The sequence below is a fragment of the Rosistilla carotiformis genome (genome assembly GCF_007753095.1).
Taxonomy (GTDB): domain Bacteria; phylum Planctomycetota; class Planctomycetia; order Pirellulales; family Pirellulaceae; genus Rosistilla; species Rosistilla carotiformis.
The window spans coordinates 7,015,163-7,027,566 of record NZ_CP036348.1 but is presented as its reverse complement, the minus strand read 5'-3'; the positions used below and the strand labels follow the sequence as shown (position 1 = coordinate 7,027,566).

Annotated in this window: 6 protein-coding genes; 3 read left to right on the top strand and 3 right to left on the bottom strand. The window is 58.7% G+C overall.

The features are described 5' to 3' along the window. Positions 1-96: 96 nt before the first annotated feature. From leuS to Poly24_RS25265, 3 genes are all read left to right on the top strand, one after another. Positions 97-2,934 carry a leucine--tRNA ligase gene (gene leuS / locus Poly24_RS25275; protein ID WP_145102116.1) on the top strand — a complete coding sequence of 946 codons (2,838 nt, stop codon included), beginning with the start codon at positions 97-99 and terminating at the stop codon, positions 2,932-2,934. A gap of 33 nt (positions 2,935-2,967) precedes the next feature. Next, positions 2,968-5,184 (top strand): beta-galactosidase trimerization domain-containing protein, encoded by a 2,217-nt coding sequence (locus Poly24_RS25270; protein ID WP_145102114.1) that lies wholly within the window; start codon positions 2,968-2,970, stop codon positions 5,182-5,184. A gap of 287 nt (positions 5,185-5,471) precedes the next feature. Beyond that, on the top strand, positions 5,472-7,349 hold the full coding sequence (locus Poly24_RS25265; RefSeq protein WP_231753347.1) for a TolC family protein: 1,878 nt from the start codon (positions 5,472-5,474) through the stop codon (positions 7,347-7,349). On the opposite strand, the gene Poly24_RS25260 is transcribed toward Poly24_RS25265, so the two are convergent. The 3 genes from Poly24_RS25260 to Poly24_RS25250 are packed head-to-tail and all read right to left on the bottom strand — an operon-like array spanning position 7,350 to position 12,319. Beyond that, a complete protein-coding gene (locus Poly24_RS25260) occupies positions 7,350-9,401 on the bottom strand; it encodes an ABC transporter permease (RefSeq protein WP_145102110.1) in 2,052 nt (683 codons plus the stop codon). 51 nt (positions 9,402-9,452) lie between these two features. Then, a complete protein-coding gene (locus Poly24_RS25255; protein ID WP_145102108.1) occupies positions 9,453-10,718 on the bottom strand; it encodes an efflux RND transporter periplasmic adaptor subunit in 1,266 nt (421 codons plus the stop codon). Beyond that, a complete protein-coding gene (locus Poly24_RS25250; protein ID WP_261343099.1) occupies positions 10,715-12,319 on the bottom strand; it encodes a cyclic peptide export ABC transporter in 1,605 nt (534 codons plus the stop codon). Before Poly24_RS25250 ends, Poly24_RS25255 begins: the two co-directional genes overlap by 4 nt. Positions 12,320-12,404 lie beyond the last annotated feature (85 nt).

The following is a 12,404-nucleotide window of genomic DNA, read 5'->3' as shown; positions in this document are numbered from 1 at the left end:
TGCGTGGCTATCGGCATGGTGCAGGCTCCGGTAAAATCGGGCCTCGACGCGAAACGCACTGTATTTCCTTAATAAAACTCTTCCTCAGCAGATCCGATGCCACGATACAACCCTGCCCAGATCGAGCCGAAATGGCAAGCGTATTGGGAGCAGAACAAAACCTTCGCCGCCCCCGAGATGCCGGGCGACAAGAAGCTGTACGCCCTGGACATGTTCCCCTATCCCAGCGGCGATGGGTTGCATGTCGGTCACCCCGAAGGCTACACGGCGACCGATATCGTGTCCCGTTTCAACCGCATGCGCGGCGTCTCGGTCCTGCACCCGATGGGCTTCGACGCCTTTGGCCTGCCCGCCGAAGAGCACGCGATCAAAACGAACACGCCGCCGCGAGCGTCGACCGAAAAGAATATCGCCACTTTCCGCCGACAACTGAAGTCGCTTGGCTTCAGTTACGACTGGGACCGCGAGATCGCGACCACCGACGTCGATTACTTCCACTGGACCCAGTGGATCTTCTTGGTGTTGTTCGACACCTGGTTCGATGCCGATCAACAGAAGGGACGTCCGATTGCGGAGCTGCCGATCCCGGCAGAGGTCGCCGCCGCGGGAGCCGACGCGGTCCGCAGCTATCAAGACGATCACCGCTTGGCCTTCCAGAGCGATGCGTTGGTGAACTGGTGCCCGGCGCTGGGGACCGTGTTGGCGAACGAAGAGGTGGTCGATGGCAAGAGCGAACGGGGCAGCCACCCGGTCGAACGCCGTCCGCTGCGACAGTGGATGTTGCGGATCACCGCTTACGGCGACCGCTTGCAGAACGACTTGGAGTCGGTCGATTGGCCCGAGAGCATCAAGACGATGCAGCGCGATTGGATCGGCCGCAGCACAGGGGCGGAAGTCGATTTCTTCGTCGGCGATGTCGATGACTTCCAGACTTGGAAAAGTGCCCGCAGCGAGTTTCCTGCCAAACCAACCGACGACAGTTTGCGGATCTACACGACCCGCCCCGATACGCTTTACGGCGCGTCGTACATGGTCATCGCTCCGGAACATCCGTTTGTCGATCGCCTGACGACCGACGATCAAAAAGCGGAGGTCGAAGCCTACTGCCAAGCGGCTGCGAACAAGAGCGACCGCGAGCGTCAGGAGGACAAAGAGAAGTCGGGCGTCTTCACCGGCTCCTACGCGATCAATCCCGTCAACGGACAACCGACCCCGGTCTGGATCAGCGATTACGTGCTGATTCACTACGGCACCGGTGCGATCATGGCGGTCCCGGCGCACGACGAACGGGACTTTGAATTCGCCAAGAAGTTCGACTTGCCGATCACGCCGGTCGTCGATCCGGGCGAGGTGCATGAAGAACGCGATCAGGTGCTGGCGGGCGAAGCCTGTTTCGCCGGGCACGGCAACGCGATCAACAGCGGTCCGTACAACGGAGTCCCCACGGCCGACTTCAAGCAGAAGATCTCCGAGGCGTTGGAAGCCGAAGGGACCGGGCACGAAGCTGTCAATTACAAGCTGCGCGATTGGTTGTTCAGCCGCCAGCGATTCTGGGGCGAACCGTTCCCGATCCTGCACGAATTGGACGACGCCGGCAATCCGACGGGCAACATCCGCGCTGTCGATGTCGCCGACCTGCCGATCGATCTGCCGCATCTGGAAGATTACAAACCGCACGGAAAACCGGAACCGCCGCTGGGCAAATCGCCCGACGAATGGCTGTATGTCGAGATCGACGGCAAACGTTACAAACGTGAAACGAACACGATGCCTCAGTGGGCTGGTTCGTGTTGGTACTACCTGCGGTTCATCGACCCCAAGAACGGCGACGCCTTTATCGACCCTGAAAAGGAAAAGGCTTGGATGCCGGTCGATCTGTACATCGGCGGTGCCGAGCACGCGGTGCTGCACCTGCTGTACGCTCGCTTCTGGCACAAAGTTCTCTACGATCGCGGGCACGTCAGTTGTTCCGAGCCCTTTGGCCGCTTGGTCAACCAAGGGATGATCCTTGGCCAACCGCAGTACCACGTCAGCGAAGCAGCAGCCGAGGCGGCGGAAGCCAAATTGACATCGCTGGGCGTGACGCCGGTTCGCGTCGAGAACAACGACAAGGTTTCGTACATCCTGCAGCAGACCGCTGGTGGCGCCGACTTGTCGGACGACATGACTGAAAAACGCCAAGGGCAAACCTATCTGTCGGGAACCGATATCGAACTGACTCCCAAAGCCGACAAGATGTCCAAGAGCCGCGGGAACGTGGTCAACCCGGACGACATCATCAAAGTCCATGGCGCCGACACGCTGCGGATGTACGAGATGTTCATGGGCCCGTTGGAAGCGACCAAGCCGTGGAACATGGCCGGAGTCGGCGGGATCCGCAAATTCCTGGATCGCGTTTGGCGGATGATCGCCGACGAAGATGCTGAAACACCGACGTTGGCTGCGGAGGTGCAAGACGTCGCGCCGACCGAAGAGCAGAACCGAGTGCTGCATCAGACGATCAAAGCGGTCACGCACGATACCGACACGCTGGGCTTCAACACAGCGATCGCGCGGATGATGGAGTTCGTCAACTTCTTCAGCAAGCAGAAGGTCCGTCCTCGCGCGGCGATGGAGAGCTTTGTCTTGATGCTGGCTCCGTACGCTCCGCACATCGGTGAAGAACTGTGGGGACTGCTGGGGCACGACGGCACGCTGACTTACGCCACTTGGCCCGAGCACGACGAAGCGGCGTTGGTCGAATCATCGATCGAATTGCCGGTTCAGATCCAGGGCAAGGTCCGCGCCAAGATCCAAGTCGCCGCCGACCTTTCGCAAGACGAAGTCCTAGCGATCGCATTGGCCGACGAAAAAGTGGTCGCCGCGATCGGCGACAAGCAGGTCGTCAAGAAGATCGTCGTCCCCGGACGCCTGGTCAACTTGGTCGTGAAGTAGTCCCGCCGTATCACCGTCGCACGAGGTTTCCCCATGTGCAAGCGAGTCACCGCCGTCCCCTTTGGGTTCGCAGTGGTCCTGTTTTTTTCGTCGCTTGCAGTGGGGCAGCAGGATGCCGATCCGTACAGGCACTACGTCCAGCATTCACGCGATTTCCAACGCGTGCATCAAGACCGCCAATGGGCACTGCAGGCGTTTCCTAGCTGGACCTACATGCCGTGGACCTACCGGTGGACAATCGGGTTTGACGACGTCGCGGGGCGTTGGAGCCGAGAGCATGGTTACAACGGCGGCTTTGTCGATCGCGACGACATCGGCACCGCCGGTTCGCCGCGCGGGCGACTGCAGTGGCTGGAAAAATTCCGCCTCCCCTTCTATATGGATCACGCTGCTGGCAAGGGACTGCTGCATCTGTTTGATGGCGGCGAAGTAAAGCCCCATCTCGATGCGTTGCATTCGACCGGCATCCGAACGGTGCCGATGAACCAGCAGACGCTATCGCAACTGCGGGATCGGATGCGGAAGCATATCACGGCGCTCAGAGATTCGCCGCAACGCGTCGCCTATGCGCTGGATGATGAAGCCTCCTGGGGGCATTTTGTTCATCCGACGATGTGGCAGATCACCGATGATCCGGCAGCCTACCAGGATTGGTTGACGGAGATCTACGGCGAGGCGAACGCGCCTAAGCGAACCGAATGGATCAGCTACGACACGCTCCTCCCGCATCTCCGCGAGACAAGCATCGCCGAGTTCGATGCCAGCCCACTGATGGATCAATGGACGTTCAACGACTCGTGGTGGAGCAACCAGATCGGCGAGCTGGTTCAGTACTCCAACACGCTGGATCCCGCCACGCCGTGCGGTCTCGTGGGCGGCCAGATGCCGAGCTCCTTTGGCGGATACGACTATGCCAAACTGATGCGGAAGGTGCAGTTCATCGAAAGCTACAACCTCGGCTCATCGCAGGCGATCATCCGCTCGCTTAATCCCGAGAACGGGCTGCCGGCAGTCACCACTCACTTCCATCGCTCGGTCGACGATACGATCTGGCAGACTTGGTATTACCTGGCGCACGGCAACCGCGGCTTCATCGGCTGGGTCGACGGATGGTTCGATGGCGAGACACCGAAACCGTGGCATCGCGAGGTGGCACCGTCGTATCGCGAGGCGGGCGACACCATCGGGCCTCTGATGTCCGGCAGCCGCTGGCAACACGATCGCGTGGCGATCTATTACAGCCATGCGTCGATTCAACTCGGCTGGATCCTCGACGCGGAAGCCCATGGGAAAACCTGGCGAAATCGCAACAACGACCATCGACTCAGCAGCGCCGCCAACGTCCGCAAAGCGTGGGAGAACATGCTTCGCGATTCCGGTTTGCAATACGATTTTGTCAGTTATGTCGATGCGATCCAACAGGGAATTCCCGACGAGTACGACGTTCTGATCCTGCCCGCTTGCTTGGCGTTATCCGATGCGGAAGCCGACGCGATTCGCGCGTTTTGCAAACGAGGCGGAACGGTCATCGCCGACTACCTGCCGGGCATGTGGGACCAACATGGCACCGGACGCTCCGAGGGCGGAGCGTTGGACGATATGTTTGGCATCGAGCAGCCGAGCTCGCTCGCGGCCAAGTCGATCTTCGGGAAATCGCTGTGGGTGGAAGTCGATCAGGACGCGAACTACTCCTACAAAACCACGACCGACTTCTTGACCAACAAGAACACCTGCCAGGTCGATGAAAGTGGTTTCCATCGCGCCATTCGCGACTTCCCCACCGGACAGAGTGCACGCTTTGGAGAGGGCCAAGCGTGGCTGATGAATCTATCGCCCCAGTGGTACAACGCCTATCGCGAACAAGGAATGCAAGCCGCCGCTAAGCGTGATCGGTTCATGCAGCCGATCTTCGACGCGGGCGTGCGACCGTGGGTTCGGATCGCCGATGAAAGCGAGCAGACGTTTGGATACGAGATCACCTACTGGCGGATGCCCACCGACGACGGCCAGCCGCCCCGGACGCTGCTGTTCGTATGCTTCAATCCCGACGTCAGCGGTAACTCGCAAGGGGGCGGTAACTCGGTCGGGCTCAAATCATCGGAGCTAGAAATCACGCTTCAGTTCGCCACCCCCGTCACCCAAGTCCGTAACGAACGGACGGCAGCCATGCTCCAGGACGGACGCCGAGTTACGGTCCCCTGGAAACAAAACGAAGCGGTCGTGCTGTCGCTGCAAGCCAACGCCAAGTAGCGCCTACCAATACCAGTACGAAGCGCAAGCAAGTGATCGAAATCCACTCGTATGCGCCATGAATTCACTCGCTTGCGCTTCGTGCTGGTATGGGAGGATCGTCTTTGCCGGCGCCCCCCACGAGCAACTTTGACGATTAGGCAATCGGACGGGATCGTAGTCGTCCTGCTGATTTTCTGGCTTCGTGCTTCCGATACTGCTAATGGTTCATTCTACCCCTGGTCGCGTAGCCCAACAGTTCGCGGGATTGCAAGGGTTGCGTCATTAGAGGTGTTGAGAGTTTTAAGATGAAACACAGCTATGGATCGATTGCTGTGTTGTTGCTTGCCCCGCTGCTGTTCTGCAGCCAGGGATGTCGCTCCCAAGCAAAACTTCCCGGCATCCGTTCCAAGAAATTGACGGTTGCAACATCTCCGGCCACCGAGCCGACGTCGGCTGAATCTGTCATCGCCCTGGTGAACTATCAGGCGTCGAAAGAACTGAGCGACAGCGCGATCCAGGGCGCGGTCGAACTCACGCCGCCGAGCGTGGATGATTTTCAGCAGCTGCCACAAGAAGACATCTCGCTCGACGACGCGGTCCAGCGAGCGCTTGCGAACAGCCAAGTGATCCAGGATCACGGTGGTCGCGTGCTGACCTATCCCGATGCGATTCGCACTACGCTCGATCCAGCCGTGATTGCAAGCGATCCCAATATTGGTATCGACGCGGCGCTATCGGCTTACGACACGCAGTTTGAAACCGCGCTGGTTTGGAACGGCGGGGGCAGTTCCGTCAACTCGGCATTCTCCAGCGGACAGTTCGGCGTCTTTTCGCAACCCGAGACGATGGCAAAAGTCGGCTGGGGACAGATGCTTCGCAGCGGAACCAAGGTGGCTGTCGGCGGCGTCGGCGGCTACGACAAACAACTGGCCGGAGGTCTTTATGCTGCGTATGGTGCCGAGGTGCGACACCCGCTGATGCGTGGAGCTGGGACCGAATTCAACGACATCGCCGGCCCATTTGGCAAACCCGGCTTATATCGCGGCGTCTTGATCTCGAAAATCGGCCAGCGCAAGGCGCAACTGGAAGTCGAGAAATCGGTAAGAGACCTCGTGCGCGACGTGAGCATCGTCTACTGGGAGCTGGCGTTTGCCTATGAAAATCTCAGGGCCAAGCAGAAAGCACTGGACAACGCGCACAACTCCTGGCAGCGAGAGCAAGAGCGGGCCGCTGCGAATGTCAGCCCCGCCGACGTCGAAGCGATCGCGCGGCAACAGTATTATTCCGCCGTTGCTGCAGTCCGCAACGCCATCGCTGGGACCGGACATGGGCAGACCGGCGTCTATGCGATTGAACTGAAACTGAGAACGCTGCTGGGCATGCCGGCTTGCGACGGCCGCTTGCTACACCCAAACGGAACTCCGCTCAAAGCAGCGATCCGATTCGATTGGCACGAGAGCAACGCGTTGGCAACGACCGGGCGGCTTGAGCTGAGGATCCAGCAGTCGAATATCGACCGACGTATTTTGGAGCGGAAAGCGGCCAAGAACCTTCGCCGTCCGCAGGTCGATATCGTTGGCCAATACCGTCGCCTGGCCGATGATCCAACCACCGACACCGCGCTGTTCAGCGAGGCGTTGCAGGGTTGGCAGATCGGGATCGATTATCGCCGTTCGATTCAAAACAGCCGCGAAAACGCAGCGATCCGCAACGCCGAACTTCAGCTGAGCCGCGAGCACGCGCTCGCTGATGCACAGCGAGCGCAGATCTCATCGGAACTGCGAACCGCTTTCATCGAACTCGATCGCGCGCTGGGGACGATGCACTACATGGCGCTCAGCCACGATGCGGCAACGATCCGCTTGGACGCTCAAACCCAGCGGCACGCGGCTGGCGATGCGCAGGTTGAACATGTGCTGGAAGCGCAGATTCGCGCCACGCGAGCCGAGACGCAATATCAACGAAGCGTCATCGATTACAACCTTGCATTTATCAAATTGCACTACGCTCGCGGAACGCTGCTGAAAACGATGGGCGTTGGTTTTGGAACGCCAGCAACGGATGAATGTCGTTTTGCGTTAAACGCGCCTTCGGTGTTCGCCCAACCGCCATCGGGCGACGATTCCTCAACCAACACGCAACTGGCTCAACCTCCGGCCGCTGCCGGTCCAGCTGTTCGGTAGTTATTCAAATCGCAGGGCGTCGATCGGATCCAACAGCGAAGCTTTTCTCGCCGGATAATATCCAAACAGGATGCCGACAAAGGCAGCGACACCGACGGCGACGATCGCGGCGGTCAGCGACAATTCGTTGGGCCACGACATAAACCAACCGATCGCCATCGAACAAAGGTGTCCAAACACGATTCCAACCAGACCACCGATCATACATAACACGGTCGCTTCGATCAGGAACTGGCGAAGGATTGCAGAGCGATCGGCGCCAACAGCCATCCGCAGCCCGATCTCTCGCGTCCGTTCGGTCACCGAAACCAACATGATGTTCATGATCCCAACGCCTCCCACCAGTAGCGAAACGCCGGCGATAATGAAGCCGAGTGCCGCCAGCCCGGAGACAACTTGATTTGTAACTTTCGAGACCTCGGTCAGGTCTTGAATCTGGAAAACGTCTTCGCTGACATCGTGCCGACGGGCAAGGAACTCACGTATCTGTTGGCGTGCTTCGCCGATATGTTCCGGCGATACCGCCTGCACATAGATCTGACTCAGGTTTTCATTTCGCGACGATTGGCGGTTCGATACCAATTGCATTTTTGGCATTTGGTCTGCGAATGCAGCGAATCGCGGTGTGGCATGCGAACTGGCATTCAGACGGTATTTAAAAGTTGTCCAGGGCGCGACGATGATGTCGTCTTGATCGTTGCCGATCACGTCACCACCTTTTGCCGACAAGACACCGACAACGCGCAGTGAGATCCCGTTGGCTCGAATCTCTTTCCCTACGGGATAGTCGTCCAGGAAAAGGTCGCTGGCAACCGTCTGCCCGATCACGCAGACCTTCGCCGCATCGAAGACGTTTTCGTCGGTGAACAATTGGCCCATGTCGGTATCGGCCCAGTGGCGTCCGCGAAGGTAGTCGGCTGTGCTTCCAACCACAAACGTCGGTCGACTGCGGCGGTTGCCATACACCAGCTGCACCTGTCCGTGCACGATCGGTGCCGTCAACTTCACCGCAGGGCATTGCTCCGCCAGCTGATCGGCATCCGCCGGCGTCAAAGGGACATAGCGATTGCGTCTTCCCGATGAAGAGGTATGGGTCGACATGACTGTCAACATATCGGCTCCCATGCTGGCAACCGTCTCTTTGATCGCCCGCGAAGAACCGCTGCTCAGTTCCATCACATTGACGACCGATGCCACACCGATGATCACCCCCAGCATCGTCAGCGCCGTTCGCAGAGCGTTGCGACGAAGCGCCAAGATCGCGACCATGACTGCGTTCAGCGTCGCCGCCAAATGTTGTCGATTCCTGCCGCCGGAGAGCTTCGTTGGCGGAGCCGGTTCGGGTTGCTCGACGGCCGAATAGCTGGATTCATTCGGTTGATCTGCGGCGATCACACCGTCTTTCATATGAACGATACGGTCGGAACTTTTGGCGACTTGCGAATCGTGAGTGACAACGACCAGTGTGATCCGATGTTCGAGATTCAGCTTGCGAAACAATGCCAAGATCTCGAGCTCGGTCTTCGAGTCGAGGTTGCCGGTCGGTTCGTCGGCGAGCAACAATCGCGGACGGTTGATCAAAGCCCGAGCAATGGCGACGCGCTGCCGTTCGCCACCGGAAAGTTGGTTGGGCGTATGGTCCAAACGCCCGGCAAGTCCCACCGTTTCCAACAACTGTTTGGCGTATTGAACCTTCTCTGCTTGGGACCGATCGTCGCTGGCGTAAAGCGTGGGCAACAGCACGTTGTCCAATGCCGAGGTCCGCGGCAGTAGATTGAAATTTTGGAATACAAATCCAACGTGGCGATTGCGAAAGATGGCAAGTTCGCCAGCTGTCAATTCCGACACGTCGATATCGGCGAACCGATACTGCCCGCTGGTTAACCGGTCCAGGCTACCTAACAGGTTCATCAGCGTGGTCTTGCCGGAACCGGAGGTGCCCATCAGCGCGACGTATTCGCCGGCGGCAATGTTCAGCGTGATCCCTTTCAGGACGGGCAGGTCGGAATTGCCAACCCGGTAGGTCTTTTCGACGTTGCCCAGTTCAATCAATCTTCTGATCCCTGCTTCGATCGCTGCTCAAATGAAATCGCGAGACGCGGCTTATCGAATCGTCTTAGCGGTCGGAATGATCCGCGCAAGGGTCGTGCGGTCGACGGTTCCAACCACGATCGGCAATGCTTCTGCAAAGCCATCCCCTTGGACCTCGGTCTGCACCCCATCGTCCACTCCGACGCGGACCTTCAGTGGGCGGACCCGTCCGTCTCCGGCAGCGACCCAAACGCAAGCCTGTTCGCCTTCGCTGGGGCCTCGCGCATTGTCTTGCGGTTGAGGACGATCGACCAGCAGATCTCCGCTTTCGAGTTGTTTGGAGTCGGGCCACCAACGGAGCGCTCCATTGGGGACCAACCAAGCGTGGTCTCGCCGCAAGACTTCAAACTCCACATCGGCGGTCATGTGTGGGAACAGTTCGATGTCGGTCGGGTCGATGCCGATGACCACATCGTAGGTAACAAAGTTTCCCTGTCGGCGGGCGTTGAACAGAATCTCCTCGACGCGGCCCGTCATCGTGTCGTTGCGATGGGCATCGACGGTGAAGGTCGCCGGTTGCCCAAGCTTCACTTTGCCGATGTCGCTTTCGCTGACCGAAGCCCGGATCCGCATGTGGTCTAAATCTTTCGACAGCAAAAACAGACCGGGATGCCCTGCATGAACGTGCTGGCCCAGGTTCGCCCGACGGTCGATCACGATCCCATCGATCGGCGACCGGACCGTCGTCTGCTCCACATGGATCTCGGCATGGCGGACTTCGGTCTCCGCCTGCTTTAACCTCGCCTGTCCAACCGCCAACTGGGCGGCTGCCATTTCGTGCGCAGTCTGGATCTCATCGAAAGCGCTCTGCGTGTTGGTCGCCCGCAATTGCGTCGCCCGCTGCAGGTTTCGGCTGGCCTGGGCAAGTTGTGCCTCCAGACGCCCGATGTCAGCTTGCGCCAAACCATACGCAGCTTGTGCCTTTTGCAGCCCCATCTCGAATTGTTGCGGATCGATCTCAAACAGGACCGTCCCTTTCGAGACACGAGCCCCGACGCCAATCGATTTCTGTTTGTCGTCGGGATCGACGCCAAAGCGTACGATCTTGCCGGCCACCTCGGGCCCTACTTGCACCACTTCATCCGGCTCGATCGTGCCGGTGGTACCAATCGTGATCACGAGGTCGCGTCGCTGGATATCGACGGTTCTTAGTTCGGGCAGCGCATTGCTAACGCTTCGAACATAGAAGAATCCTGCGACAGCAAGCACGCCGAAAAGCATGCCCCCACCGAGAACCAGACGTCTCACCCACGAGCGTTTAGGTTTCTTGTTCGTCATGCTGCGATCCTTTGCCGTCGACTGGAAACCATCTTCCCATCCACCAACTCAACGACGCGATCGGCGGCGAAGAAGTAGCGGTCATCATGGGTGATCGCGACGACCGATCGACCGTTGCGAGTCAATTCAGGCACGATGTGTCGATAGAAAACTTCTTTAAACCCGGGGTCTTGTTCAGCCGCCCATTCGTCAAAGACAAACACGGGGCGTTGGTCCAAACAGGCGACCAGCAGGGCGAGTCGTTTGTGCTGCCCACGCGAGAGCTTGCCAAGCCGGAAGTGTCCGGTCTCGAAATCAACTTTGTCTTCGATGCCCAAAATGCTGGCCCAACGCTTCAACTGCATCGGATTGGCGTCGATTCCCAGCAGTCGGTCGAACAGGTGCCCCTCGACGAAGACTGTCGTAAACATCTGCCGGTAATCACCCAATGCCGCCTGGTCGACGACTTGTTTGTTCAGCAGCAATTCGCCCTGATCGGGCGTGTACAAACCGGTCAGCAATTTCGCTAGCGTCGTCTTCCCGCTACCGTTGCCACCGGCAATAAACAGCACCTCGCCGGGCATCACCAAGAGATCGATGGGGCCCAGATGGAAGCTCTCTTGGTCGGAATGCGGAGACCGGTAGGCGTAAGAGACGTTGCGGAGCGAGATCGAGCGAAACTCGGGAATCTGCGTTCCGCAAGCGATCGCTTTGGACGGATCGATCATCAACCCGAGCGCGTTGATTTTATTGAGCGAGATGTTGGCGTTGTTCAGCGCCGGCAACCAGCCAAGGATGCTGTCCAGAGGACTGGTCAGATACAGGATCGTCAGCGTGTATCCCATCAAGGTTTCGGATGTGACCGGCCAGAACCGCGGCCAGACAAAGATCAACAGCCCGATACCGATGAAACGCGATAGACGTCCCCAGGTGTGTGCGGCACCGAGAATATCGGTCCCTTTTATCAAACGTTCCCGCATCGCGGTGTCGGCCGGCAGCAGCACGTCGTACATGAATTCAACGCAGCGACGATTGTTCCCTTTCAGCTCTTTGATCCCAAACACCATCGCCTGCAACTGCTTCCTGACTTCGTCGCGATCCTCGCGCGCTTGCCGCAGGTGGTAGTTGGCCCAGTGCAATCCGCCCAGATAGCTGGCAATGCCTAGCGACGCCATGATCACCGAGCCGATCGCCAGCGGTAGCGACAGACTGGCCAAGTAGACCAGACCGCTGATCAGCACCATCGCATTGGCGCATACGGTTGGGAATTGCGAGAGCGCGTTGGTGATCGCACCGACGTCTCCACCCAACGTGCCCAGCAGGCGATGGGGGCCACAGGCTTCCAATTCGGGCAACGGGGCGGCAGCGATGCGATTGCATAATTCAAACTGCAAACGGGCCGCGGTCGACTGGGAAAGGCGGGTCAAAATGCACTTGGAGACCACCTGCAGAACCAACACTGCAAGACAAGCGAAGCCAAACAGTGTTGCCAAGCGATTGGATGCGGCTGCTTGCTGCGTGAACGATTGATGGATCAACGTGATCAATCCAAGCATCGCCAATCCACTGGCTCCACCAAAGACAATCGATGCCAAGCTCGCTCTCCACGAGGAACGCAACATGAGTAGAAGGAGGCTCACCGGATATTTTGTCCCGACAGGTACTGAACGATTTCAACGAATGAAAGTTGCCTGATAACAAAACCCC